Consider the following 24,482-nt stretch of genomic DNA (forward strand, 5'->3'; position numbering starts at 1 on the left):
AAGGCTTCAGCGCGGGCTGACATCCGGCAGCTGGATATTCGCCACCTGTTCGGCAATTGGATCATTGCTTAGCGGATGCTGATCAGGCACGAACTGTGCCGGGTCGCGCATCTTTTGCCAACGCCCGCCCATATAGACCTCAAGCCCCGAGAATTTCGCCTTATACCCCATCTTCTGGCTGCCCGGCACCCAGTAGCCAAGGTAGACATAGGGCAGGCCGGCAGCGCGGGCGATTTCGATATGGTCAAGGATGATGTAATTCCCCAGCCCGTTGCGCGGACGATCGGGCGAGTAGAAGGAATAGACCATGCTCACCCCGTCGCCCAAGACATCCGTAAGGCAGACGCCGACCAGCGCGTTGTCATCTTCGGGATCGGTATATTCGATCACCCGGCTGCGGATCGGGGTTTCTTCGATCATCGCGGCGAATTCAAAGACATCCATATCGGCCATACCGCCATCCGAATGTCGGCTGTCGAGGTAGCTGCGGAAGAGGTCATATTGCTCTTCCGTGGCCCAAGGTGAAGTGGCACGACGCTCAAGCGCTGCGTTGCGGTTCATGATGCGGCGCTGGCTTTTGCTGGGGCGGAAGGCTGCTACGTTGATCCGTGCCGACAGGCAGGCGGCGCAATCGGCGCAAGAGGGACGGTAAAGCACGTTCTGAGAGCGACGAAATCCTTGGCTCGACAAGCTGTCATTCAGGCGTGCAGCATTCTCCCCCTGCAGGGCAGTGAACAGCTTGCGCTCCATCCGGCCCTCTAGGTAAGGGCAGGGCTGCGGCGCTGTGACATAGAATTGCGGTGTCAAAGGCAGTGTATGTCGCATGGGTTTCCAGCATTTCTGGGGAGATGCTACCAACCGCCCCCCGCTGCGCCAAGGGCAAATTTGCGTGATGTCTTAACGGCTGAGGCGGCGATTCACCGGCGCAGTGCCAAGTGCCATGTCCGTCAAGCTTTGACGGCGCGCAGTGGTACAGATCAACACGGCCGAGATTACCTGAATGATCGTGACCGTCATCGACAGCGAATAGCCAATGGTATGCAAAAGGGCGGTCATGAAATCAAAGGGCCGGTCGCGGTGGTCGCGCAGTTCCATCGCCATCAGGCGCATCCCCCATGTGGCCGAGCCACTTGTCAGCGTAGCCACCCGGTAGGCAAAGCCCACCACCAGCGTGAGAAAGGGGAAAAAGAACAGCCCGGTAAAGGCCGTGAAGGGCAGGATCAGCAGGCAAAAGACGATCACAAGGGTTACATCGACGATCCAAGCCAGCAGCCGTTTGCCAGCGATGCCGTCATAGAATTGCGGGTGCAGATCGGGGTCGGGTGTCTGGGTCATGTCTTTTCCTGCAAAAGGCCTCCCGGCGCGGGGCCGAGAGGCGGGGGTCAGGGTTGATTTAGGCGCTTGTAGCCGTGTCGTCACGTTTGGCACGGTCGTCCATGAACTGGTCGAACTCGGCCTTGTCTTTGGCCTCGCGCAGACGCTCAAGGAAGGCTTCGAAGTTGCCTTGCTCCTCTTCCAGACGGCGCAGCGTGTCGGCCTTATAGGCGTCGAAGGCGCGGTTGCCGGTGCTGCGTGACATCGTTACGCGGCTGGATTTGCGGGTGCAGGATTTCGAAGAGAACATGCGTTTGCTCCAGATCATATAAGCCAGAAGGGCAAGGCCGAAGGGCCAGAAGAAGATAAAGCCAAGCACCATGGCGGCGATCCAAGCGCCTTTGCCACGGGCGTCCATCCACGCTTCAGTCCGGGCAAGCCAGTTGCTGCTGCGGCCATAGGTCGGGTCGGTGGTCACTGTTGTCATTGTTGAGCCTTTCGGTCCTGACGGGCCTGTCGCCGGCCCGGGCGTTTCGGTTGATGTGAATGTCTTTCACATTGAATAGATCGGAACGCCGAACCTGTTTCGCAAGGGGCTATGTGAATGTTTTTTACATTACTTGGCAAAACGCAGTAAAATCAGAAATTTGCGCGCCGGAAAGCTGCGCCATTTTCTGTGGCTCAAGGCAGAATACGTGATGCGGCGTGCCCGCGGCGGCCCAGACCAGCGGGAATTTTAATAGGTTTCGGTCAAACCACGCACGGGGCGGCGTGATATGGCCCAACGGGGCGACACCGCCAATGGCAAAGCCGGTCTGCGCCCGGATCAGCGCGGCATCGGCCTTGCCCAAGGGTTCCCCAGCCAGCGCGGCTGCACGTGTCAGGTCAACTTGTTGCGCGCCTGCGGTGATGAACAAAACTGCCGCCCCGCTGTTTTCGCCGCGCAGGACGATGGACTTGGCGATCTGGTCAACCTCGCAGCCAAGTGCGGTGGCCGCATCGACTGCGGTGCGCGCCAGTGCCGTCTCGCGAATTTCGGTCGTCACCCCGGCGGCCTCCAGCGTGGCGCGCACCCGTTTCAAACTCTTGCTCATCTTCTTCCCTTTACTGCCCGGCCCCGGTGGCGGGGCACAGGCCGAAGTCCTACCAAGGCCGCGCGATGCCGCAACCCCCATTGACGCCACCCGGATCAGCCCGCAAAGCTTGCCCCATGACAGACCCATCGCTTGCCGCCCGGATCACCCGCTCGCCCCGTATCTATCACCGCGAACGTGCGCAGGATGCGGCGGCGCTGTTGCCTGATCTTACGCCAGACCTGCGCGACATGGTCTCTGCTGCGGCCTCTACCGCGCCCTATCTGATGGCGCTTTTGGAGAAGGAGGCTGACTGGCTCACGCAGGCGGTTGAGAACCCCGAAGCTGCCCTTGAGGCCAACCGCGATGCAGCAGCCGAACTCGCGCCCGACCGGCTGGCCGATGGGCTGCGTCAGGGCAAACGGCGCATGGCGCTTCTGACCGCACTGGCCGATCTGGGCGGTGTATGGTCGCTCGAAGAGGTGACTGGCGCGCTGACCGATTACGCCGATGCCGCTTGCGGCGCGGCGCTCCGCGCCGGGTTGGCGGCCCAGATCAAACGCGGCAAGTTGCCCGGCATGACGATGGATGATCTGGCTGATTGTGCGGGCATGGTTGTCTTTGCCATGGGCAAGATGGGCGCGCGGGAGCTTAATTATTCCTCCGACATCGATCTTATTTGCGTCTTCGACGAAAGCCGTTTTGAGCGGGACGACTTTCACGCCGCCCGCAGCGCCTGTGTCAAAGCAACACGAACCATGTCAGGCACGCTGAGCGACATCACCGCGCAGGGCTATGTCTTTCGCACCGATCTGCGCCTGCGTCCCGATCCCGCCGTTACCCCCGTCTGTATCGCCATGGAGGCGGCTGAGCGCTACTACGAGAGCCTTGGCCGTACATGGGAGCGCGCGGCCTATATCAAAGCCCGCCCCGCCGTGGGCGACATCGCGGCGGGGGAGCGGTTCCTGCAATCGCTGCGCCCCTTCGTCTGGCGCCGTCATCTTGATTTTGCTGCCATCCAAGACGCCCATGACATGCGTCTCGCCATACGCGAGCACAAGGGCTTGGGCGGTCCGATCACCCTGCCGGGCCATGACATGAAGCTGGGCCGGGGCGGCATCCGCGAGATTGAGTTTTTCACCCAGACACGGCAGTTGATCGCGGGAGGGCGCGACGCCGACCTGCGCGCGCGCGGCACGCTCGCGGGGCTCAAGGTGCTGGCCGAGAAAGACTGGGTGCCTGAAAAGGTCGCTGAAACCCTTAGCGATCACTACCGCGCGCACCGCACGGTAGAGCACCGCCTGCAGATGGTTCAGGATGCCCAGACCCATACGCTGCCCCGGAGCGACGCGGATTTCGCACGTTTGGCCGCCATGATGGACATGGATGTCAAAGACTTGCAAGACGAGCTTCATAGTCGCCTACAGGCCGTACACGATCTGATCGAAAGCTTTTTTGCCGCCACCCGAGAAGAGCCAGAAGCCGCCCGTCCAGCGCATCAATTCGACACGTCGGTGCTGGACCGCTGGCCCAGCTACCCGGCGCTGCGCTCAGAACGGGGGGCGGATATTTTCGGGCGGCTGAAACCGCTGCTGCTTGACCGTCTGGCGCAATCGGCCAAACCGGATGAGGGGCTCCTGGCCTTTGACGGGTTTCTTGCCGGGTTGCCTGCCGGGGTGCAGCTGTTCTCGCTTTTGCGGGCCAATCCGCAATTGGGCGATCTGCTGGTCGATATTGTGGCCACATCGCCGGCGCTGGCCGCGCATTTATCGCGTAATTCGGGTGTGTTCGATGCGGTGATCGGGGGGGATTTCTTCTCGGACTGGCCGGGGCAGGCCAAGCTGACCGAGATGCTACACGCGCATCTGGCTGAGGAGGCCGATTATGAATTGCGCCTTGACGGCACCCGCCGTTGGGCGCGCGAGTGGCATTTTCGCATCGGCGTGCATCTGCTGCGTGGCTTGATCGACGCGGCGACCGCCAGCCGCCAATATGCAGAACTGGCCCAAGCCGTTTTGCAGGCGCTCTGGCCCGTGGTTGTCGATCAATTCGCCACCCGCCACGGCCCGCCGCCGGGACGTGGCGCGGTGATCCTCGGCATGGGCTCGCTTGGGGCGGGGCGGCTGACGCCGACCTCTGACCTCGACATGCTGGTGATCTATGACGCCGATGGGGTAGACACGTCCCAAGGCCGGCGACCGCTTGCAACGCGCACCTATTACGCGCGGCTGACCCAAGCAATGATCACGGCGATGACCGCGCCGATGGCCCAAGGCAAGCTTTATGACATCGACATGCGGCTGCGGCCTTCGGGCAATCAGGGGCCGGTGGCCACCAGCCTCGCCAGCTTTGAGAGCTATCAGAAAGAGCAGGCGTGGGTTTGGGAACATCTGGCCCTGACCCGCGCGCGGGTGATTGCGGGGCCAGAGGATTTGGGCCGCGATGTGGAGGCCTTGCGCGAAGAGATACTGCGCCGTGCCGCGCCGCGCGACAAGGTGCTGGGCGAAGTGGCCAAGATGCGTCAGCGCATCGCCGCCGCGCGCAGCCCTGCCGGACCACTCGACGCCAAGACCGGCGCAGGCCGCTTGCAGGACATTGAGCTTTTCGCGCAGGCGGGCGCGCTCATCGGCGGCACCGGTGCGCGCGAGATTGACGCGGGCCTTGCTGCGGCTCGCGCTGCAGGGGTGATCGACGCGAAGGCCGAAGCAGCATTGTCCGCCGCCTATACGGATGCCTGGACGCTGATCTGCGCCACGCGCCTGCTCTCGGCCAAACCAATTGATGCCGAGGCGATGGGGCAGGCGGGGGCGAGCTTTCTATGCCGCGTGTTGGGCTGTGAGGGGCTCTCAGCGCTAGAGGCCAAGGTGCAGACCGATTACGCCAATGCTGCCGAAATCATCAGTGCAGCGCTGCCAGAACCGGAGCAGGAGGCTACATGACCGATCCCGATGATCCAAAAGGATTGATCCGCGAATCCTACCGGATGGAGGGGATTGGCCCAGCCGAATGCCGCAGCGTCTTTCTCGATTGGGCGCTCAGCCTGCCGGACGGACGTGACAGTGCGGCTGCCATCACCCGCTTGCTGGAACGACACCGCGCCGCCGCCCCCGATCACCCGATGACGCAGGTGCTGCGTGAGGGGCAGACGACGCTGACAACTCCGCGCCGCCGCGGCGGCTGGCGGGGCAGAGCGCGCAACTGACTGCCAATGGGGCCTGCGAAATCTCTTTCCCCAGCCGCGCGAACACAGTACGAGGTCGCCATGACAACGCCCCAAACCCCCTCCGCCCCGCAGCCCGCCACGCTTCCCGTGGTGCGCCTTTTGCCCAAGGCCAATGCCCGCGCCATCCGCCATGGCTTCCCTTGGGTCTATGCCAACGAATTGGTCACCGACCGCCGCACCCGGGGCCTTGCCCCCGGCACGCTGGCGCGGCTTGAGGACGAAAACCGCACGCCCATGGGGCTGGTCGCGGTCAATCCGAACTCCAAGATCATCGCCCGGATGCTGGACCAAGACCCGGAAGCTGAGATCGACCAAGCGTGGTTCGAGACCCGCATCACCCGCGCCCTTGCCCTCCGCGGCCAGCTTTACGATCAGCCTTACTACCGTCTGATCCATGCCGAGGCCGATGGCCTGCCCGGCGTGATCATCGACCGTTTTGGCGACACCTGTGTGATCCAGCCCAACGCCGCTTGGGCCGATGCGCTGCTTGAGCCGCTCGTGGCTGCCCTGCAATCGGTGACCGGTGTGACCAATGTGCTGAAAAACGCCGCTGGCCGCACACGCAAGCTCGAAGGGCTCGACGATGTCTCGTCCACCGTGGCTGGCACCACCCCCGAAGGCCCGCTGCCCGTACCGATGAACGGGGCCACCTATATGGCCGACCTCACCGGCGGCCAGAAAACCGGTCTGTTCTATGACCAACGCCCGAACCACGCTTTTGCCGCCAATCTCGCGCGCAATGGCGCACGGGTGCTGGACGTCTTTGCCCATGTCGGCGGCTTCTCCCTCGCGGCCCTCGCAAACGGCGCGTCATCGGCACTGGCTGTCGACGGCTCCGCCCCCGCGCTGGAACTGGCCGAGGCCGGGGCTGCCGCGATGAACATGCAAGACCGTTTCGCCACCCGTCAAGGTGATGCCTTTGACGTACTCACCGCCCTGCGCGATGAGGGCGAGACCTTTGACGTGGTGATCTGCGATCCGCCCGCCTTTGCTCCCTCGCGCCAAGCGGTTGAGGCAGGCTTGCGTGCCTACGAGCGCGTGGCACGTCTCTCCGCACAGCTGGTGGCGGAAAACGGCATTCTGGGCCTCTGCTCTTGCTCGCATGCCGCTGACCTGAACCAATTCCGCACCGCCTCCGTGCGCGGCATTGGCCGGGCCGGGCGTCGCGCCATGCTGCTGCACACCGGTTTCGCCGGAGCTGACCACCCGCAACTGCCGCAGTTGGCGGAAAGCGGCTATCTCAAGTCGCTGTTCTTCCGCCTGTAATGCCAAACTGTCCGCGTGTGCTGATCGACACCTGCGTGCTTTACCCCACGGTGATGCGCGAAATGGTGCTCGGCGTGGCCCGGACGGGCGCGTTTGAGCCAATCTGGTCGGCGCGGATTTTAGAAGAATGGGCCCGCGCGGCGATCAAGCTTGGCCCCGCGGGCGAAGCACAGGCGCGGGCCGAGATCGCGCTTTTGCGCGGCAATTGGCCCGGGGCGGAACGCGACGCTGCCCCCGGTTTGCAAGCGCGGCTGTGGCTGCCCGATGCGGATGACATTCATGTGCTGGCCGTTGCGGTGGCCAGCAGCGCCGATATGATCCTGACGCTCAATGCTAAGGACTTTCCGCGCCAGATCCTCGCCGAAGAGGGGCTGAGCCGGGCCGATCCCGACAGCTATCTACACGGCATCTGGCAGGCCACGCCCGAACTGGTCGCCCCCGTGGCGGAAGATGTGCTGGAAGAAGCACGGCGGCTGTCGGGCGAAGACTGGGAACTGCGGGCGCTGCTGAAAAAAGCCCGTCTGCCACGGCTGGCCAAGGCGCTTGGTTAGCCGTCCCACCGCAACTGCATCTGCCGCAGCTTGTCTATCCGCTCTTCGGTCTTGGGGTGGCTCAGGAGCCACGCGGGCGGTCTGTTGCCGGATGATTGGGTCAGCGCGTCCAGCTTTTCAAACAGTGAAATCTGCGGGCCGATACCGATCCCGGCCTTGGTAAGTAGTGCTGCCGCATAGGCGTCGGCCTCATATTCATCGTTGCGCGACAACCGCGCCGCTAGCAAGCTTGTCAGCCCGCTGGCGATCAGCACACCGATACCGGGAATGATCCGCCCCAGTACCATTGCCAGCGCCGTACGCAGGGCGTTCTGTCCCGAGAAATCAATCATCCGACGGCGGGAATGCCCAAGGGCGACATGACCCAATTCGTGAGCGATGACGCTTGCCAATTCTTCAGCCGTCACAGCCCCTTGGCGGAATTTATTATAGAAACCACGGGTGATGAAGATACGCCCATCGGGTGCTGCCAGCCCGTTGACCGGCTCGATCTCATAAAGATGCACCTTGATGCGCGGCAGGTCGAGCGCCTTGGCCATCTTGGCACTCATGTCGTTGAGTTTGGGGTCTACTAATGGCGTGGACTTCGCATCCAACTCCCGCGCAGTGCGCCAAGCGGAGAAACGATACATAGCCAGCGCGTAAAGAATGGCCAGCAGGATGGGGAGAAATCGGATCATGCGCTCAATATGGGTGGCGCGGGGGCCGGGGGCAAGCGGCACAAGGCCGCGCCCCCGGTTTAACTGAGCCGATTAGACGAGTTTAGCGTCCATCGTGATCTCAGCGTTCAGCAGCTTGGAGATCGGGCAGTTTTCCTTGGCGGTTTTGGCAGCTTTCTCGAAATCTTCCGCGCTGGCGTTCGGGATTTTCGCCTTAACGGTCAGGTGCACTTTCGGGACATGGAAGCCACCGTCTTTCTGCTCCAGATGCACTTCGGCCTTGGTCTCGATGCTGTCCGGCGTCAGATCGCTCTCGCCGAGGATCATCGACAGGGCCATAGAGAAACAAGACGCGTGCGCCGCGCCGATTAGCTCTTCGGGGTTGGTGCCCTTTTTGCCTTCAAAACGGGTGTTGAAGCCGTAGGGTTGGTCAGACAATACACCGCTTTCGGTGGAGACGTGGCCGTTGCCCTTTTTGAGCGAGCCTTCCCATTTTGCACTGCCGGTTTTCACGATCGAAGCCATTTGAATGTCCTTTCAGTGAGCTTGCGTTCGTCCCCTCAACTGGCGCGCGATCAAAAGGTTTCAAGGCCAGTCGATCAAGATCGCGTCATCGTTTTGATGCCCCGGCTTAGCCCTTCGAGGGTCATCGGCACCATGGCCTCGGGGCCGAAAATCTCTTGGATCATCGCGATCGACTGGGTGTAGCCCCACTGTCGTTCCGGCACCGGGTTGATCCACAGATGGTTTGGCCAGTGATCTCGCACGCGGGCGAGCCATGTGGCACCCGACTCCGCGTTCCAATGCTCATTCGCGCCGCCGGGATAGGCGATCTCATAGGGCGACATCGACGCGTCACCGACAAAAATGCATTTGTAATCAGAGCCATAGCTGTGCAGTACCTCATGGGTGGGGATCTGCGCGTCCCAGCGGCGGCGGTTGTCGCGCCAGACGCCTTCGTAGAGGCAGTTGTGGAAATAGAAATGCTCAAGATGTTTGAACTCGCCACGCGCCGCGCTGAACAACTCTTCAACGACCTTCACATGCGGGTCCATTGAACCGCCGATATCGAGAAACAGCAGCACCTTGACCGCATTGCGCCGTTCTGGCCGGGTTTTCACATCAAGATAGCCATGCTCCGCCGTGGCGCGGATGGTGCCGTTGAGGTCGAACTCCTCGGCCGCGCCGTCACGCGCCCAACGGCGCAGACGTTTCAGCGCGAGCTTGATGTTGCGGGTGCCGATCTCGACGTTGTCATCCAGATTGCGGAACTCGCGTTTGTCCCAGACCTTGACCGCGCGCTGGTGGCGGCTTTCCTTTTGGCCGATGCGCACGCCTTCGGGGTTGTAGCCATAAGCGCCGAAAGGCGAAGTGCCCGCCGTGCCGACCCATTTCGAGCCGCCCTGATGCCGACCTTTTTGCTCTTCGAGCCGCTTTTTGAGCGTCTCCATCAGCTTGTCGAAACCGCCCATGGCTTCGATCTCGGCCTTTTCCTCGGGCGTAAGGTGCTTTTCAGCCATCTTGCGCAGCCAGTCTTCGGGCAGGTCCACGGCGTCGAGCACATCATCTAGGCTGATGTTCTCCAACCCTTTGAAGGCGGCTGCAAAGGCGCGGTCGAACTTGTCGATGTTGCGCTCGTCTTTGACCATCGACACACGGGCGAGATAGTAAAACGCTTCCACGTCATAGGTGGCCAGCCCCGCCTTCATCCCCTCCAGAAAGGCCAGAAACTCGCGCAGCGAGACTGGAACACCGTGGCGGCGGAGTTGATCGAAGAACGGCAGAAACATCAGAGGCTCAGCGCGCGGTCCAGAAGAACCGTGGCGATCATGCCAACGATCAGGAAGGCAAAGCCGTAGCCTGCGGCATATTGCGCGATGTCCTTGCGGTTGCCGCCACGTTTGCGGGCGGTCAGCCCGCCGATTATCGCGCCGAGTATCGCCAGTCCGATTGCTATCATTGTCTATCGCCCGTCTATGTTGCGGGCCTATCCATTGCGCGGGTTCAGGGACGCGATTTCGCGCAGCTTGGCCCGCACGGCCCAGTCAGGGCCAAAGCCGTATCGCGCCCAGCCGATGCTGTCCAGCCTGACGCGGCGCGCCTCAATGCCGCGGCCTTCGATCTCCAGCGCTTCGGCCTTGAGCAGCATGAGCGTGGCCAGAAGGGCGGCGTTTTCGCTGGCTTCGGCAATAGGCAGATGCGGCTCGATCAGGGCGAGCGCGCCTGCGCCGTCGCCAATGGTCACCGCATAGCCCGCGCGCTGTGTGGCGACATAGGCGCGATGCAGCGTAGTGCCGGGGGTGCGGGCGTAGAGGGTGTCGGCTGTCTGGTAATGCGCCTGCGCGGCGGCCGGTTCGGTCATCTGCGTCACGCGGCCCATAGCGTAATGCGAGAATGCGTGGCGATTGTCTTGCCAACCCTGCGCTTGGGCAATGCGCAGCGCATCTTGGGCCGCAGCCATCCGGGCGTTGCGGCTGACCTCTCGACCAAGAGCCGTTTGGATCGCGCGGCTCCAGACCTGCGGTGTGGCGCGGGCAGGGCGTGGGGTGACAGTGCCGCCGCCGGGGTTCACCCGGGCCAGAATGCCCGGCAACCGGGCGGCCACTTCTTCGCGGCGCATCCCAGAGCGCAGCGCCGGATCATAGTAGATGCGTAGCACCAGCATGTCGAAACCGGTCAGCACCGTATGCACATTGTCGTCGTTAAAAACCGAATCCGGCAGGCGGTAGAGATCGTTCAGCGGCCCAAGCGCTTGGGCCAGTTCCTCATGCAAACAATCGCGGCTTTCCTGTGGGCTCACGTCATTGGGCAGGAAAATCGCCAGCTTGCGTCGTTCGGTCAGACGGGTCCAATCGGTGACGGGTGAGCGCCGTGTGCGGCGATATTCTTCAAGCGTGCTAACATTCGGCACTACGAAACAGGCCGCCTGCGGCAAAAGCCGCCGGATCTGGCTGCGGGTCACCGCTTGGACGGTGATGCTTGCCTCTCCGCCCGTGACCTCACGCAGCTCAAGTCCGGCTTCGCGGCGCAGACGGGCGAGCAGCCGGGCAAGGTCCGGCCCCATCGTGGCGGTCGGCTGACCCAGAACACGCAGAGTGATCGGCCCTTCAAAGCGAGTCAGAACGGGCAGGGCGCGGCCACTTTCCATGCGGAAGGACAGATCAAGGAAATCTTCGGCCAAGGCGGCGTTCGACACCTGCGGCGTTCTGGGACGGGCTTGGGCGAATTGTTTCATCGGGGGCAGGGTGCTATCGGCGATCACCGCGCGGGTGGCGACCTCGGAGTGCGAGGCGGGCACGCAGGCATTCAGCAGCATCATCAGCGGCAGGATCAGCCGTGCCTTCACCCCGCGCCTCATGCGCTTGGGCCTTTGCGCTGCCCCATCAGGCGTGATCTATCAGAAACTGCGTGCGGCGCTGCCGCTGTCTGTCCTTGCATTTGCCTGCCCCATCGGTCGCTTAAACCCGGGTCTTGATGCCCGTGATTGACCTCAGCCTAGGCAGGCAAAAAATCAAAAGCGAGGAAAATACCCGCTTTTGACGTAAAGTCGTTGAGGTGTTGCCGCCCTACCGCTGGCGCCGTGCCATGAAGGCCAGCCGCTCAAAAAGATGCACGTCCTGCTCGTTCTTCAGCAGCGCACCATGCAGTTTAGGCAGGGCATTGGGGCCATCCTTGGCCAGATCCTCGGCCTCCATATCCTCGGCCAGCAGCAGCTTCAGCCAATCCAGCACCTCGGATGTCGAAGGCTTCTTCTTCAACCCCTGCTGCTCACGGATCTCGTAGAATTGCGTCAGCGCCGTGGTCAGCAACTGCTGCTTGATGCCCGGATGGTGCACTTCGACAATCTGCTTCAGCGTCTCCATATCGGGAAATCGGATGTAGTGGAAGAAACAGCGCCGCAGGAAGGCGTCGGGCAGCTCTTTTTCGTTGTTGGAGGTGATGATGACGATGGGGCGCTGACGCGCGCGGATCGTCTCACCCGTCTCGTAGACGAAGAACTCCATCTTATCGAGTTCCTGCAACAGATCGTTTGGGAATTCGATATCGGCCTTGTCGATCTCGTCAATCAGCAGCACGACCTTTTCATCCGCATCGAACGCCTGCCAGAGCTTGCCCTTGCGGATGTAGTTCTTGACGTCATGCACCCGTTCATCGCCGAGCTGGCTGTCGCGCAACCGGTTCACGGCATCGTATTCATAAAGCCCCTGCTGCGCGCGGGTGGTCGATTTGATGTTCCACTCGATCATGCGCAGGCCCAAGGCATCGCTGACCTGCCTCGCCAATTCGGTTTTGCCGGTGCCGGGTTCGCCTTTCACAAGAAGCGGACGCTCCAAGGTAACCGCCGCATTCACGGCGATTTTCAGGTCGTCGGTGGCGACGTAGTCTTTGGTGCCTTGAAATTTCATCTTGTTTTCAACCTCGTGTGACGGGCGCTTGATCCTTGGCCTTTAACCAAAAATCAAAGGGATTGTGTAGTGACAATTGTTACCCGCTCAGATAGACGCTGCGGCAGGGAAGATGTCGGGAGACAGGCCTTTTTAATGTCTGAGTTGAAAACCGCCGGGGAAAAACAAATGAAGCAGGAAGTTTTCCTGCCGGACGATTACAGTCCGGCCGAGGACGAGCCATTCATGAATGACCGTCAGCTTGAGTACTTTCGTCGCAAGCTGATCAATTGGAAATCGGAACTGTTGGCAGGCAGCCGTGACACCATCGAAGCTTTGCAAGACGGCACGCGGAACATTCCGGATGTGACCGACCGTGCCTCGGAAGAGACCGACCGCGCGCTGGAACTGCGCACCCGTGACCGGGCACGCAAGCTGGTTGGTAAGATCGACGCGGCGCTGCGCCGGATTGACGAGGGAGAGTTCGGTTACTGCATGGTTACCGGCGATCCTATCTCGCTCAAACGGCTGGATGCACGTCCCATCGCCACCATGACGCTGGAGGCGCAAGAGCGTCACGAGCGGCGCGAGAAAGTCCACCGCGACGACTGACATCACCTGAAACATCACACGCCGAGGCTCATGCTTCGGCGTTTGTGATTGGGGCGCGGGGCCAGCACAATCTGGCGCGCGCGATCTGGGGCGTGAATGAAACCTTCCAATGCGATTGTCGTAGGCGGCGGGATCGGCGGGCTGGCCTTGGCCACGACACTGGCGCGCAAGGGCGTCGCGGTCACCTTGCTGGAACAGGCCACGCGGTTTTCCGAAATCGGAGCGGGCTTGCAAGTCAGTCCCAACGGCCTTGCAGTGCTGCGCGCGCTTGGGTTGGAACATGGATTGAAAGCCCGCGGTGCCGTGCGGGGGCAGGCGGTTTGCCTTTGCGACTACGCAAAAGGCGCGCAGGTGGCCCGGCTGGATCTGACCCGGCTGCCGAATGACCAGCGCTACTACTTCCTTCACCGGGCCGATCTGATTGATCTTCTGCGTGAGACCGCGCAGCGCGCCAACGTCAGTTTTGAGACCGACGCGCAGGTTGCCTCTATTCATCCCGGCGCTTTGCCACAGGTGCAGATGGCACGGGGCGGGCGGCGGCGGGCGGAGCTGGTCGTGGCCGCCGATGGCATCCACTCAGTCGGGCGGGTGCAGTTGAACGGTGCGGATAAAGCCAAGTTCTCTGGCCAAGTGGCATGGCGCGCCCTGATCCCGAATGACGTGAACCATGGGCCAGAGGCGCGGGTGACGATGGGGCCGGGGCGGCATTTGGTCAGCTATACCCTGCGCGAAGGCCGTCTGGTAAACCTCGTCGCAGTAGAAGAGCGCGACGATTGGGCCGCCGAGGGTTGGCAACACCCTGACGATTCCGCCAACCTGCGCCGCGCCTTTGCAGGCTTCGGTGGGGAAGCAGCACAGATGCTGGACGCGGTGCGGGAGGTGACCCTTTGGGGGCTGCACCACCATCCCGTCGCCGCCAGTTGGCAGGCCGAAGGCGTGGCGCTCGTGGGTGACGCGGCCCATCCGACGCTGCCCTTTCTGGCACAGGGCGCGAATATGGCGCTTGAAGACGCTTGGGTCTTGGCCGATTGCCTGACCCGCCAACCCCGCGACGCCGCACTCGCCGCTTATCAAGCCGCCCGCATCGACCGCGCCCGGCGCATCGTCAAAACGTCAGAGGGCAACGCCGCACGCTATCACCTACGACCGGGGCCGATCCGTTTCGCGGCTCATAGCGGGTTGCGCATCGCCTCCAAACTCGCCCCCGGCGTGATGCTGGGCGCGTTTGATTGGCTCTACGCCCATGATGTCACCAAAGGGTAGAGGCCACCGACCTTAGCCGGTGGCCCAAGGGGTTAGCCTGCCCGTTGTAGCATTCCGAAAAGATCACGCGGATCATCGGGATCGGCCAGCAGATCAAGCGGCTGGAACAGCCCCGTCTCGGCAATCTGGTCGCGGACATAGCGCAGGGCTGAGAAATCCTCGATGGCGAAGCCTACAGAGTCGAAGAGCGTGATCTGCTCCGCAGTCCGGCGGCCTTCGGCCTGACCGGTCAGAACTTGCCAGATCTCGGTGACCTCGTGATCTGCTTCCAACTGCTGAATTTCGCCTTCAATTCGCGTCTGTTCGGGGAACTCCACAAAGATATCAGAGCGGTGCAGGATCGCTGGGGCCAGTTCTGTCTTGCCCGGGCAGTCGCCGCCGATGGCGTTAATGTGCACGCCGGAGCCGACCATATTGTCGGTCAAGATCGTGGCATATTGCTTGTCCGCCGTGCAGGTGGTGATGATCTGCGCGCCAAGGATCGCGTCCTCAGCGGTGTCGCATTCCACCACTTTGATACCGGCGCCCGCCAGATTGCGCGCACATTTCGCGGTCGCCGCGCGGTCGATGTCATAAAGCCGGACCTCGTCCACGCCGCAGATCGCCTTCATCGCAAGGCTCTGAAATTCGGACTGTGCGCCATTGCCGATCATTGCCATCACATGTGCGCCCTTGGGGGCCAGCAAACGCGCCACCACAGCCGAAGTCGCCGCCGTGCGCAATGCCGTGAGGATCGTCATCTCGGTCAGCAGGACCGGATAGCCATTGTCGACGTTCGCCAGCAAGCCAAAGGCGGTCACGGTCTGGAACCCGTCTTTGGTGTTGTCGGGGTGGCCGTTGACGTATTTGAACCCGTAGACATCACCATCCGAGGTGGGCATCAATTCGATCACGCCTTTCTCAGAATGGCTCGCCACGCGGGGGGTCTTGTCGAACAGCTCCCAGCGTTTGAAGTCGGCCTCGATATACTCGGCCAGCCCACGCAGCATGTCTTCGACGCCGATATGGTGGATCAGCTTCATCATCTTGTCGACGGAAACGAAGGGCACCAGCGCTTTGTCGGAGGGTTTGAGGTTGGTCATATTTAGGTCTTTCTAATTGCGGCGGGCAAGGTGCAGGCCGGCGATCATACACCGGACAGACCCGCCTGCGGTCTCGATTGTAGGAATGGTCAAGGGCAGAATGCGGGCGTGGGCCTCGATCCTTGCCACCTGATCGGGGTCAAGAGCGGCCAGCGCGCGGGCAGAAATGGCCATTATCAGCCCGTCGTCACCGTCCAGCTCAATGGCATTACCGGCGAACTCGTCGATCTGATGCGCGGTCAGCGCGATCACATCCCGCCCAGTTTCAGCGAGCCTCTCTCGGACCATCTCACGCCGTTCAAGGGCGCTAATCAAATCAAGCCCGACCAGCGCTACCTTGGTGCCCACAGACATCAAAACATTTGTATGATAGACCGGGCGGCCTTGGGCATCATGGGCATCAAAGACAATCGGCTCAAAGTTGAAGTTGGTGCAGAACCGCTCCAACAGAATTGGATCGGCGCGGTGCGAGCGCGCCACATAGGCCACGCGCCCGATGTGATCGAGCACCATCGCTCCGGTGCCTTCGAGCGCCAGATCGTCATGCTCAAGGCCAGAATAGTCGATCACGTCCTGCACCCTGTAACGGGTCTTGAGCAGGTCGATCACATCCCACCGACGCTCGCGGCGGCGGTTTGCAGCATACATCGGATAGACCGCCACGTGCCCGCCGGCATGGGTTGAGAACCAGTTGTTCGGAAACACACTGTCGGGCGTCTCGGTGCCGGTGTCGTCGAAATCATGCACGGTGATGCCGACGCCGCGCAGCGCGGTGACGACGTGGTCAAACTCGGCCCTTGCAGCCTCGGCAACATCCCCAACGCTGGCGCGTTGAAAGGCATTGTCGGCCTGTGTCTCAGGGTTGGACCGGAAATGATGTGGGCGGATCATCACAACCGCCCTCGGTGCCTGTGCCTGCATGATCAATAAGCGCGTGTTGGGCGGTCGAACACGCGGCGGCCAAAGGCCGAGGCGGTGAGGTCCACCATCAGTTGCGCGGTGCGGCCCCGTTCATCAAGGAAGGGGTTCAATTCGACCAGATCGAGCGAGGTCATCAGACCGCTGTCCGACAGCATCTCCATCACCAGATGGCCCTCGCGCACGGTGGCACCGCCTGGCACAGTGGTGCCCACGGCGGGGGCGACAGAGGGGTCGAGGAAATCGACATCCAGCGAGACATGCAGCATCCCGCCCGCCGCTTCGACTTTATCAAGGAAGCGCTGCAACGGCTTGGCGATGCCGCTCTCGTCGATCTCGCGCATGTCGACGTAGGTGACGGTGGTTTCCTGCAGCGCCGCGCGCTCGAGGGCATCGACAGAGCGCAGGCCGATCATGGCAATATTGTCGTGGGGCAGGGGTGTTTCGATCTTGGGAAAGCCGTCAAACCCTTCGCGCCCGGTGACATAGCCCAAGGGCGTGCCGTGCAGGTTGCCGCTGTCGCTGGTCTGGGGCGTGTGGAAATCCGTATGCGCATCAAGCCAAAGCACGAAAAGCGGGCGGCCTGCTTTTTCAGCGTGGCGCATGGCGCCCAGCACGGTGCCGAGGGCCAGCGCATGGTCGCCGCCCATGAAGATCGGCAGCCCATCGTCCATCGCCGCATCAGCAGCGGCTGCGAGGCTTTCTGTCCATGCAATCGTCTCTTCCAGTGCGTGCAGCTTCTCATGCTCTTGTGCATGGAAAGGCGCGGGCGCGACGTTGCCGCGATCGGTAACGCTATGACCAAGATCGCGCAGGGCGCGTTCCAGCCCGGCTGTGCGGTAGGCGTCTGGCCCCATCAAGCAGCCGCGACGGCGCTTGCCGCTGTCCAGCGGAACGCCCAGTAAGATACAGTTTTGTTGGTTCGACATGGGGGACTCCTGAGCTGTTTAAACCCAGATAATCCGCGCATCTGTCTAACGGCAAGCCGTCAAACTGACCGTTTCGGGGGTGTTTTTGACAAACTGGAGGTGCGACTGTCCAGTTTGTCGATTTATGTGGGTTAGACTGCCTTGCGCGCAGCGGCCACCCAAAGACCAACCAAGATAAAGGAGAAGATCGCATTCCACCCCGCCATCGACAGGCCCAGAAACTGCCAGACGATCTCATCACACATGACAAGGCCGCTGGGGCCGTCGGTGGACAAAAGCGAGCCCCCGTCCAGGCTGCCCAAATCCATGCCGCCTCCGGTGCAGGAGCTCGGCCCCGGCCACCAGCCCCATTCAACGCCCGCATGATAAGCCCCGATCAGTCCCGTCACCGCTGCCGCCAAGGCCCCCAGCCACGCCAGAACGCGCGGTCCGCCAAGCAGCACGATCGCCCCAATCAGCACCGCCGCCGCATGGGGCCAGCGCTGCCAGAGACACATTTGACAGGGCGCATAGCCGCCTAGATGTTGAAAGCCAAAGGCGCCAAGCAACAGCGCAGCAGAGCCGAGTGTTGCCAATAAAGTCAAAGTCTTACCAGTCATAGAACCTTTACCACCATGAAGCCGCCAATCAGCAGGGCGACGGCCAATGTGAACATCAAACCCAAACGCCGTTCAATGAAGTCCCGGATCGGTGCGCCAAAGCGCCACAGCAGCCCGGCCACCACAAAGAATCGCAGCCCGCGGGCAAGGATCGAGGTCATGATAAAGGTGCCCAACGGCATTCCGGTCCAGCCCGACATGATCGTGATGACCTTGTAAGGAAAGGGCGTGACCCCCGCGACCAACACCGCCCAGAAGCCCATATCGTTAAATCGGGTCGAGAATTCCGCCATTGCATCCGCCTTACCCAAGCTCGCAAGGATCGGCTGTCCGAGGCTCTCGAACGCCAACGCGCCAATGGCGTAGCCCAAAAGCCCGCCCAGGACCGACGCCAGCAGCGCCACGCCTGCGATCAACCACGCGCGATTGGGCCGCGCAATGATCATCGGAATCATCAAGATATCAGGGGGGATGGGAAAGAAGGAACTCTCGACAAAAGCCACTACGGCTAGCGCCCAAAGGGCATGGCGATGTTGGGCCAAGCCCAGGGTCCAGTCATAAATGCGGCGGATCATTCGGGGGCTCCGGCTGTTTTATATGCCTCACCATGTCGCGCGACCAAGGTCAAGCGCAACACTGTGCAGAAGCATGGTGAAAATCCACTTGCCCCACGCGCTTTTGCAGGCTACATCGCCCCACGTGCCCAAGTGGCGGAATGGTAGACGCAGGGGATTCAAAATCCCCCGCCGCGAGGCGTGCCGGTTCGAGTCCGGCCTTGGGTACCACCTTGTTTTTAGCAAGGGTTTCCGCAGAATATCCGATTGTGAGAAGGTTTGGTTCCGGGCTGACGCCCACATGGGATTCCTCCATCAAAACTATCCAAGTTATCAGGTAGATTAGTTATCTGGCCGACACAGGGCCCTTGGCATGTTGGCCTGTCGCTAAACCGTGTGCAGATTGCTTGCGATCGTGAATTTGCCTTTAAGCCGTACAAACATGCCACTGCCTTGCAGTCGGTAAATCTATCCCAATCAGAATGTATTGAACGAACTTCATCACTGTTGGTGCTGCTTTCGTGCCGCGTATGTGGACAGTCCTTGCCCTAAGAGACGCGATCTTTTTCTCGTAGGGATAAAAGGTCCCTTGTGTGCGGCTGGCTTTACCGCTTTGTGATATGTGTAGGGTTCGACAAGCAATCGGATGAGCAATTAGCTCCGCCAGCGCGTCAGCGGCGTTTGCCGGGAGCTTTCGTGATTTTGTTTCCGCGAGGCCCGGACTGAATGGCCGTATTGCTCAGGTTTTCCTCCGTCAGTTTGCGCCATCGGCTTAGGCGGGCCGGATCTAGTGTTCCATCCTCGGTCGCACTCTGCACCGCGCATCCGGGTTCATGAGCATGGGTGCAATCGCGGAAGCGGCATTGGGACGCAAGCTCGACGATCTCAGCAAACAGAGTATTCAACCCGGCGGAGACGTCGCTGACATGCAGCGTTCGCATGCCCGGCGTGTCGATCACCCAGCCGCCACCAGCAATCGCATGGAGTGAGCGCGAGGTGGTTGTATGACGCCCTTTCGCATCCGCCGCGCGAATGGGTCCTGTAGGCTGTGCGTTCTCGGAAGACTTCTTCGACAGCGTGTTCAGCAAGGTCGATTTCCCGACGCCGGACGATCCGACAAGGGCAACAGTCTGCCCCAGGCCGCACCAACGGGCCAATGTCAGTGCCGCATCCGGTGCTTTGGCGTTCAGCATGACGACATCTAGCCCAAGCTGAAGGGCCTGCGCCTGCTTAAAATAGGGTGCAGGATCAGCCGTCTGGTCTATCTTGGTCAGGACAATCACCGGAACCGCCCCAGCTTCATTGGCCAGCGCCAAATACCGCTCCAATCGTGCCGGATTGAAATCGTCATTACAGGACGTAACGATAAAGAGCGTGTCGACGTTCGCTGCAATAAGCTGTGCTTGCCGACGGCCTTCGGCTTTGCGCTGCAGCAGCATCCGTCTTTTCAGCCGCCGGATGAGCAAGCGGTCCTCGCGGGCTACGAGGGCCCAGTCCCCTACGGCCAAGTCCGTCGTATTTGTCTGAGCGGAAAGTTTCAGCTTCACTGGGCCGAGTTCGGACATCCCAGTGACCCGATCCCGATGGACGGTTGCGATGCGCATAGGGGCAAGCTCTGCGTCGCCGGGCTCCAACTGCTTGTCGAAAAACGTCGACCAACCGAGAGTGGCTAATGAAATCGCGGACTGATCTGATGAATTGGTCATTCCCGACTGAATGGCGGTGGAACCACTTTGTTGCAAGCTTTCCTTTAGGCCTGCGCAAGGACCATCACACAACAGATCAAGCCCCGCGTACGCATTTACTGGCGCATATAGCCGCTCGGATGGTTGCGCCCGACGCGTCAATGCAGGAGGCTGTTGAATTAACGCTAAAGGGAATAATGGCATGATAATCTACGGATTACAGACTTGCGCAATCTGTCAGAGGGCCCGCAAAGCATTGGAAGCGAAAGGAATTGACGTTTCCTTCCGGGATGTTCGGTCAGAGCCGTTGAGCGAGGCAGAATTATCAGAGCTGATCGAAGAGTTCGGGGACCGCCTCGTGGACCGCAAGTCAAATGACTACCGCGCGCTTAGTAACTGGTTGAAGGAGTCGGAGGCCGAGGCGCAGATCGCGGCCCAGCCAAAGGTAATGGCCCGTCCGGTAATCCGTGACGTCGACAGGTTCTTTCTGGGGTGGGATGAGGGTGTTCAGGCGGCTTTGTTTGCGGACTGATGTGCCGAAGTGGATTGCACCTACGACAGGCCCCAATTGAACTGCTTGGGTCGACACTTGAAATTGGAACATGACGGTTGAATGGTTGAATTAGGTTTGACCAAAGCGCATCCCGGCGGCCGATCTTGATGAAATAGGGCCCGATCAACCACAGGGGCAGCGGGATCAACACCAACGCGCTGAACAGCAGCGCGGCCAGCATCGGGCCGATCAGCCCGGCCTGATCCGTCATCAATTGCGGGCCCGGCTGGATGCCTTTGATTGCCAGAACGCCGCGCATGATCGCCATGATCGGAGCGCCGGGAATGCCAAAGGTCAGCATCGGCACCATCGCCCCGTCACAGACCGGGTTGTTGGCATTTTTCAAGGCGGCAATACCCTTCGGGTTGCGCTTGCCAAAGGTCTCAGACTAGGGTTTGTCGTCGGCCACCGTCATCCAGTCCCCTTGAAACTGGTCCTAACGTATTAAGATCACAGCACTTGTTCTGTGACGGTTCGGATGAATACTGAAATGCTGCATTGCTTGACCACGCCAACTGTCGGAGTAGTTCATCTGTACTTAGGGCACAGTTCTGAATGGTTTCCAAGACAGCTAGCATTTCTCACAAGCCATCGAACGGACCAAGGCGAAATCATCGCCGCTCCAGCGTCCGTGCATCCAGTTCTGTGAGATCCACCCCTTGTTCAACAGCGTATAACCGGGTTTTTCGCAATATCTGTTCAGCGCCCATAAGGTGGCCGGCAACGGCACGCAACAGGCTCGTCGCCACCGCCGCGTCGTTTTCGATCACCGCCAACAACTCCCGCCCGCCGATGCGCAAAAACTTACTGTCTTCGATAGCGACCAGATGCATGGTCCGGTCTTCGTTCATGATAACGGCAAGATCGCCAATCAGACGACCGGGTTCAATTGTAGACAAAAGGATGTTGGATGTTTCGGATTCTGACAAATACATCCCCGCCAGCCCCGAAACACACAGATAGGCAGCGTCGGCCTTTTGCTGGGACTTGAAGATCACCTGCCCGGCCTTTGCTTCATACCATTGTGCGCTGAACGCCAAGAGGCGTTGCTGCTTGCGGTCCAACCCTTGGAAGAGGTCAGCTTCGGCGACGATGCGTAGCTTGCGGTTCAAATCCCGGCGTGCATCCTCGTCTAGCGTTTCGTCCTCTGGCGCCTCGCCGTCTATGCGACCGTCTTGGATTTCAACGAAGAGATCGTAGTACTCGGGGTTGGAGAACTTCTTCTCAATAAAAATCTTGGTGGCGTCAGGGAGCAGTTCACTGATCCGCTCCCGCATTCTGGAACGCATGTCACTATCGTGATTGGCCATCGCATTTTGTAGGATCAGGACATCCGGTTTCTTGATCCCGGCACGGCTGAAAGAAAGCCGCTCGCGGAACATAGAGGGGAGGTTTTCGCCGCCTTGGGTCGTAGGCAGATCAAATATGCTTTGCGCGATCAAACCCCGCAGACCGTGTTCGCTCAACACCTCGACAACGATGTCTTCAACTTGCTTTTCCTGCGCACCGGCCAGACTTGAAATCCGTCCAAATATCGCATTGCCCAAAACAGTCATTACCGGGAAGTATTTTGCCGGATCGATTGTCTCAAACAGCCCATCGAGTTCAGCGACCATCTGCGCGGCGCTTTCGCGACGGATATCGAGAATCCGCTCTCTGAAAACATCGCGGAAGGTGGGGCCAATCTGCTCGGCGGAGAATGCGAAGGGGACGGTCAGCAACAGGGCAAAGTCTGCTGGGGGCAGCCCGGCGTCGCCGACCTCGCGTCGCTTTGCTGCGATCTCGCCCAGACGAAGATACAGCTCCTCTGACAGGTTAAGACGCCGGAACAGCGGGTGGTTCAGATCCTCTTTCCCAAAGGTCGCGGTCAGCCCTTCGATCACGCCGGCGGAAATTTGAGCCAATTCTTCGACGAGGCCATGTGCACGCAGGATCGTAATGAACTTTTCTTCCTGAGCCAAGGACTCCTGCGGCAGCTTCCGGGTCGGCAAAGCGTAGAGAAGGTTCGTGCCCAAGGGCGATACCGGGCTGAATTTGGCAGGGTCAAAGCTATGTACGATGTCGTTCAGCCCGGCCTCAGCCAGCCGTTCGGCGATCACCGGGCGGAGCCGAACGATAGCTTCTGCCAACTCCCGTTGTGAAGTCGGGTCGATGCAAAAGCTCAAGGCCCGCCGCACCATGAAATCATCAATGCCCATCGCCTCGACCAAGCGAAACCACCAATCGCGGATTTCGTCCGAACTTTTCAAACCGGCGAAACCGGGTTCGATCCAGTCGGTGTCAAAGGGGTCGGTGCTGTTACCTGTAAGCGCGGCTTCCGCCTGCCAAAGTGCCACTTCATCGAGCAGGGCGTCGACGGCAACCGGCTTGTTTTTGAACGGCATCAAAAGGTTTTCGCCGATGGTCCCCTGAAAGATATAGGGCGTTGAACTTGCATAGCCGATCTTGTTGGCAATGACGGTCTGGTGCAATTCATTCAGCGGGTGCCCGGCGATCAGCACCTCACCGCGCGAGGGGATGACTTCGCGGGTTAGCACATCCGCAAGCGCGAGTGCTGCGGTCTCATTCCGGGTCTTGATTGCGATACGTGCCCCTCTGGGCATGACAAGGTTAATGTCTTCGAGAACAGGAAAGCCGTTTTCATTCAGCACCGTGACATCGCGCAGCTCAATATCGCCATCCAGTTGCGGGATCGTGTCAGGTGTACCCTCAAACAGCGCTTCGTCGACGAGAGAATTCTGCGCAAATTTTTCGGTGACGACTTCCCATCTCAGGGACATATCTTGGGTTTGGTTGTAATAGGCGAGAACCTCTTTCCAAGGTGATGACAGGTCTTTGTAAGCTGCCAGTGCCGCGACAAGCGCGCCGACGGTGATGTCCCCGGTGATCGCCAGATACCCCCCGACCGAGTAAAAGAAGAATGGGGTCAACTGATTGATGAAGTTGTTGAGAAACTTCATGAAATATTTTTTCTTGTATAGCTCCAGACGGATGCTGAACAAAAACCCAAGGCGCATGGAGAAGAGGGACATCCTGTGGCGGGCGCCGCCATTTCTGCGGATGTCACTGACACCTGCCGCGGTCTCACCAATCTCGCCGGCCAGTTTGCGCACCTCTTGAATGCGCTCTTTGTTCAGCAAGCTGACTTGGCGCTGCAACTTTGGGATGATCCATGCCTGCAAGGGAATGAGCGCGATGGACACCAGCCCAAACCAAACGCTTTGGGCAAAGAGGAACACCAAAATCGTGAGCATCTGCCCGATTTGAAACACAGGCTGCGACAGCATATCGCCCATCAACCCGCCCATCGGCTCGGCCTCGGAAGTGACCATCGACACCAGCTCGCCTTGGCTGGTTGAGCGAAAGAAGGGGCGGGGAAACATCAGCATCCGCGACAAAAGCTGAAACCGGAACCGCCGCAGCAACCGCTCGGCCAGCACGCCCTTCATTGTGTTGAGGCGCATTTTCAGCAACCCGTTCGCCAGCACGGACGATAGGAAGGCCAGACAGAGAACCATGAGGAAATCCACTTGGCTCAGAGTAAAACCCAGCACTTCGATATCCGCGCCGGTGCCGCCAATCGCATCGTTGATAATGCGCTTGGGCAACTCCAGAGAGATATAAAGCAAGGGGAACGTCAGTAGGGTGATGGCAAGCAACAGGAACTGATCCCGCTTTGAGTTTTTCCAGATGAACTGAAAGAGGCTCTTGTCCATTAAGGCCATCCGTTATTCGAAGGTCAAAGATGTATAGCGATTTTTTCGGCGCAAGGCATGGCCGATTGGTCAAGCGCTTGGAAAAAGGCCTTAGCTACGA

Annotated in this window: 24 protein-coding genes, 1 tRNA gene and 1 pseudogene; 8 read left to right on the forward strand and 18 right to left on the reverse strand. The window is 60.4% G+C overall.

Translation table 11 applies throughout. The annotated features are described in order from the left end of the window. Positions 1–6 precede the first annotated feature (6 nt). From K3759_RS06345 to K3759_RS06360, 4 genes are all read right to left on the reverse strand, one after another. The gene (locus tag K3759_RS06345; RefSeq protein ID WP_259985055.1) at positions 7–825 is read right to left on the reverse strand and encodes an arginyltransferase; all 819 of its coding nucleotides are present in this window, start codon (positions 823–825) and stop codon (positions 7–9) included. A 72-nt stretch (positions 826–897) separates the two neighbouring features. Further along, positions 898–1,335: an RDD family protein gene (locus K3759_RS06350; protein ID WP_259985058.1), complete on the reverse strand. Its 438-nt coding sequence runs from the start codon at positions 1,333–1,335 to the stop codon at positions 898–900. A gap of 58 nt (positions 1,336–1,393) precedes the next feature. After that, positions 1,394–1,801: a DUF2852 domain-containing protein gene (locus K3759_RS06355; RefSeq protein WP_259985060.1), complete on the reverse strand. Its 408-nt coding sequence runs from the start codon at positions 1,799–1,801 to the stop codon at positions 1,394–1,396. Between the two features lie 124 nt (positions 1,802–1,925). Beyond that, entirely contained in the window at positions 1,926–2,408 is a 483-nt protein-coding gene (locus K3759_RS06360) for a YbaK/EbsC family protein (RefSeq protein WP_259985063.1), read from the reverse strand. Positions 2,409–2,524: 116 nt separating this feature from the next. Here K3759_RS06360 and K3759_RS06365 point away from each other — a divergent pair, with 116 nt between their 5' ends. The 4 genes from K3759_RS06365 to K3759_RS06380 are packed head-to-tail and all read left to right on the forward strand — an operon-like array spanning position 2,525 to position 7,427. Then, a complete protein-coding gene (locus tag K3759_RS06365; protein ID WP_259985065.1) occupies positions 2,525–5,326 on the forward strand; it encodes a glutamine-synthetase adenylyltransferase in 2,802 nt (933 codons plus the stop codon). Further along, positions 5,323–5,589: a hypothetical protein gene (locus tag K3759_RS06370; protein WP_259985066.1), complete on the forward strand. Its 267-nt coding sequence runs from the start codon at positions 5,323–5,325 to the stop codon at positions 5,587–5,589. The genes K3759_RS06365 and K3759_RS06370 overlap by 4 nt, the downstream gene beginning before the upstream one ends. A gap of 60 nt (positions 5,590–5,649) precedes the next feature. Next, complete coding sequence (locus tag K3759_RS06375; protein WP_259985068.1) at positions 5,650–6,876, forward strand: RSP_2647 family RNA methyltransferase; 1,227 nt, start codon at positions 5,650–5,652, stop codon at positions 6,874–6,876. Then, positions 6,876–7,427 carry an RSP_2648 family PIN domain-containing protein gene (locus K3759_RS06380; protein ID WP_259985070.1) on the forward strand — a complete coding sequence of 184 codons (552 nt, stop codon included), beginning with the start codon at positions 6,876–6,878 and terminating at the stop codon, positions 7,425–7,427. The genes K3759_RS06375 and K3759_RS06380 overlap by 1 nt, the downstream gene beginning before the upstream one ends. On the opposite strand, the gene K3759_RS06385 is transcribed toward K3759_RS06380, so the two are convergent. From K3759_RS06385 to K3759_RS06410, 6 genes are all read right to left on the reverse strand, one after another. Beyond that, complete coding sequence (locus K3759_RS06385) at positions 7,424–8,107, reverse strand: M48 family metalloprotease (protein ID WP_259985576.1); 684 nt, start codon at positions 8,105–8,107, stop codon at positions 7,424–7,426. The genes K3759_RS06380 and K3759_RS06385 overlap by 4 nt on opposite strands. A gap of 72 nt (positions 8,108–8,179) precedes the next feature. Beyond that, a complete protein-coding gene (locus K3759_RS06390; protein ID WP_259985072.1) occupies positions 8,180–8,611 on the reverse strand; it encodes an OsmC family protein in 432 nt (143 codons plus the stop codon). 74 nt (positions 8,612–8,685) lie between these two features. Beyond that, positions 8,686–9,876, reverse strand: a complete 1,191-nt coding sequence (locus tag K3759_RS06395; protein WP_259985074.1) for a VWA domain-containing protein — start codon at positions 9,874–9,876, stop codon at positions 8,686–8,688. After that, positions 9,876–10,046, reverse strand: a complete 171-nt coding sequence (locus tag K3759_RS06400; protein ID WP_259985076.1) for an apolipoprotein acyltransferase — start codon at positions 10,044–10,046, stop codon at positions 9,876–9,878. Before K3759_RS06400 ends, K3759_RS06395 begins: the two co-directional genes overlap by 1 nt. Before the next feature lie 27 nt (positions 10,047–10,073). After that, entirely contained in the window at positions 10,074–11,444 is a 1,371-nt protein-coding gene (locus K3759_RS06405) for a DUF2927 domain-containing protein (protein ID WP_259985078.1), read from the reverse strand. A 208-nt stretch (positions 11,445–11,652) separates the two neighbouring features. Then, complete coding sequence (locus K3759_RS06410) at positions 11,653–12,492, reverse strand: MoxR family ATPase (protein ID WP_173487759.1); 840 nt, start codon at positions 12,490–12,492, stop codon at positions 11,653–11,655. Positions 12,493–12,660: 168 nt separating this feature from the next. On the opposite strand from K3759_RS06410, the gene dksA reads away from it, so the two are divergent. Further along, positions 12,661–13,083: an RNA polymerase-binding protein DksA gene (gene dksA, locus K3759_RS06415; protein WP_259985082.1), complete on the forward strand. Its 423-nt coding sequence runs from the start codon at positions 12,661–12,663 to the stop codon at positions 13,081–13,083. Positions 13,084–13,179: 96 nt separating this feature from the next. Continuing rightward, positions 13,180–14,346: an FAD-dependent monooxygenase gene (locus tag K3759_RS06420; RefSeq protein ID WP_259985084.1), complete on the forward strand. Its 1,167-nt coding sequence runs from the start codon at positions 13,180–13,182 to the stop codon at positions 14,344–14,346. A gap of 32 nt (positions 14,347–14,378) precedes the next feature. Here K3759_RS06420 and K3759_RS06425 read toward each other — a convergent pair whose 3' ends face one another. From K3759_RS06425 to K3759_RS06445, 5 genes are all read right to left on the reverse strand, one after another. After that, positions 14,379–15,428, reverse strand: a complete 1,050-nt coding sequence (locus K3759_RS06425; protein ID WP_259985086.1) for an ornithine cyclodeaminase — start codon at positions 15,426–15,428, stop codon at positions 14,379–14,381. A 12-nt stretch (positions 15,429–15,440) separates the two neighbouring features. Next, a complete protein-coding gene (gene ctlX / locus K3759_RS06430) occupies positions 15,441–16,352 on the reverse strand; it encodes a citrulline utilization hydrolase CtlX (RefSeq protein WP_259985578.1) in 912 nt (303 codons plus the stop codon). Then, a complete protein-coding gene (gene rocF / locus K3759_RS06435; RefSeq protein WP_243262828.1) occupies positions 16,352–17,275 on the reverse strand; it encodes an arginase in 924 nt (307 codons plus the stop codon). Before rocF ends, ctlX begins: the two co-directional genes overlap by 1 nt. Positions 17,276–17,406: 131 nt before the next feature. Beyond that, the gene (locus tag K3759_RS06440; RefSeq protein ID WP_259985089.1) at positions 17,407–17,874 is read right to left on the reverse strand and encodes a disulfide bond formation protein B; all 468 of its coding nucleotides are present in this window, start codon (positions 17,872–17,874) and stop codon (positions 17,407–17,409) included. After that, positions 17,871–18,449, reverse strand: coding sequence for a YqaA family protein (locus K3759_RS06445; RefSeq protein WP_259985091.1), 579 nt, complete (start codon positions 18,447–18,449; stop codon positions 17,871–17,873). Before K3759_RS06445 ends, K3759_RS06440 begins: the two co-directional genes overlap by 4 nt. Before the next feature lie 126 nt (positions 18,450–18,575). On the opposite strand from K3759_RS06445, the gene K3759_RS06450 reads away from it, so the two are divergent. Then, positions 18,576–18,659: transfer RNA gene (locus tag K3759_RS06450), tRNA-Leu, on the forward strand. 440 nt (positions 18,660–19,099) lie between these two features. Here K3759_RS06450 and rsgA read toward each other — a convergent pair. Beyond that, positions 19,100–20,134, reverse strand: coding sequence for a ribosome small subunit-dependent GTPase A (gene rsgA / locus K3759_RS06455; RefSeq protein WP_259985093.1), 1,035 nt, complete (start codon positions 20,132–20,134; stop codon positions 19,100–19,102). A 181-nt stretch (positions 20,135–20,315) separates the two neighbouring features. On the opposite strand from rsgA, the gene K3759_RS06460 reads away from it, so the two are divergent. Further along, entirely contained in the window at positions 20,316–20,645 is a 330-nt protein-coding gene (locus tag K3759_RS06460; protein ID WP_259985095.1) for an arsenate reductase family protein, read from the forward strand. 181 nt (positions 20,646–20,826) lie between these two features. On the opposite strand, the pseudogene K3759_RS06465 reads toward K3759_RS06460, so the two are convergent. Next, positions 20,827–21,012 (reverse strand): annotated as a pseudogene (locus K3759_RS06465) (tripartite tricarboxylate transporter permease); the annotation flags it as partial. 265 nt (positions 21,013–21,277) lie between these two features. After that, positions 21,278–24,382 (reverse strand): ABC transporter transmembrane domain-containing protein, encoded by a 3,105-nt coding sequence (locus K3759_RS06470; RefSeq protein ID WP_259985097.1) that lies wholly within the window; start codon positions 24,380–24,382, stop codon positions 21,278–21,280. Between the last annotated feature and the right edge of the window lie 100 nt (positions 24,383–24,482).

Source organism: Sulfitobacter sp. W027, assembly GCF_025143985.1.
Lineage (GTDB): Bacteria > Pseudomonadota > Alphaproteobacteria > Rhodobacterales > Rhodobacteraceae > Sulfitobacter.

Excerpts from the sequence above, each read along its gene's own strand:
- K3759_RS06345 (WP_259985055.1), bottom strand. The coding sequence starts at position 825 with ATGCGACATACACTGCCTTTGACACCGCAATTCTATGTCACAGCGCCG.
- rsgA (WP_259985093.1), bottom strand. The coding sequence starts at position 20,134 with ATGACCAATTCATCAGATCAGTCCGCGATTTCATTAGCCACTCTCGGT.
- K3759_RS06370 (WP_259985066.1), top strand. The coding sequence starts at position 5,323 with ATGACCGATCCCGATGATCCAAAAGGATTGATCCGCGAATCCTACCGG.
- K3759_RS06425 (WP_259985086.1), bottom strand. The coding sequence starts at position 15,428 with ATGACCAACCTCAAACCCTCCGACAAAGCGCTGGTGCCCTTCGTTTCC.
- K3759_RS06380 (WP_259985070.1), top strand. The coding sequence starts at position 6,876 with ATGCCAAACTGTCCGCGTGTGCTGATCGACACCTGCGTGCTTTACCCC.
- K3759_RS06440 (WP_259985089.1), bottom strand. The coding sequence starts at position 17,874 with ATGACTGGTAAGACTTTGACTTTATTGGCAACACTCGGCTCTGCTGCG.
- K3759_RS06365 (WP_259985065.1), top strand. The coding sequence starts at position 2,525 with ATGACAGACCCATCGCTTGCCGCCCGGATCACCCGCTCGCCCCGTATC.
- K3759_RS06445 (WP_259985091.1), bottom strand. The coding sequence starts at position 18,449 with ATGATCCGCCGCATTTATGACTGGACCCTGGGCTTGGCCCAACATCGC.
- K3759_RS06355 (WP_259985060.1), bottom strand. The coding sequence starts at position 1,801 with ATGACAACAGTGACCACCGACCCGACCTATGGCCGCAGCAGCAACTGG.
- K3759_RS06375 (WP_259985068.1), top strand. The coding sequence starts at position 5,650 with ATGACAACGCCCCAAACCCCCTCCGCCCCGCAGCCCGCCACGCTTCCC.
- K3759_RS06470 (WP_259985097.1), bottom strand. The coding sequence starts at position 24,382 with ATGGACAAGAGCCTCTTTCAGTTCATCTGGAAAAACTCAAAGCGGGAT.
- K3759_RS06385 (WP_259985576.1), bottom strand. The coding sequence starts at position 8,107 with ATGATCCGATTTCTCCCCATCCTGCTGGCCATTCTTTACGCGCTGGCT.
- K3759_RS06460 (WP_259985095.1), top strand. The coding sequence starts at position 20,316 with ATGATAATCTACGGATTACAGACTTGCGCAATCTGTCAGAGGGCCCGC.
- K3759_RS06420 (WP_259985084.1), top strand. The coding sequence starts at position 13,180 with ATGAAACCTTCCAATGCGATTGTCGTAGGCGGCGGGATCGGCGGGCTG.
- K3759_RS06405 (WP_259985078.1), bottom strand. The coding sequence starts at position 11,444 with ATGAGGCGCGGGGTGAAGGCACGGCTGATCCTGCCGCTGATGATGCTG.
- K3759_RS06350 (WP_259985058.1), bottom strand. The coding sequence starts at position 1,335 with ATGACCCAGACACCCGACCCCGATCTGCACCCGCAATTCTATGACGGC.
- rocF (WP_243262828.1), bottom strand. The coding sequence starts at position 17,275 with ATGTCGAACCAACAAAACTGTATCTTACTGGGCGTTCCGCTGGACAGC.
- K3759_RS06400 (WP_259985076.1), bottom strand. The coding sequence starts at position 10,046 with ATGATAGCAATCGGACTGGCGATACTCGGCGCGATAATCGGCGGGCTG.
- K3759_RS06360 (WP_259985063.1), bottom strand. The coding sequence starts at position 2,408 with ATGAGCAAGAGTTTGAAACGGGTGCGCGCCACGCTGGAGGCCGCCGGG.
- dksA (WP_259985082.1), top strand. The coding sequence starts at position 12,661 with ATGAAGCAGGAAGTTTTCCTGCCGGACGATTACAGTCCGGCCGAGGAC.
- K3759_RS06390 (WP_259985072.1), bottom strand. The coding sequence starts at position 8,611 with ATGGCTTCGATCGTGAAAACCGGCAGTGCAAAATGGGAAGGCTCGCTC.
- K3759_RS06410 (WP_173487759.1), bottom strand. The coding sequence starts at position 12,492 with ATGAAATTTCAAGGCACCAAAGACTACGTCGCCACCGACGACCTGAAA.
- K3759_RS06395 (WP_259985074.1), bottom strand. The coding sequence starts at position 9,876 with ATGTTTCTGCCGTTCTTCGATCAACTCCGCCGCCACGGTGTTCCAGTC.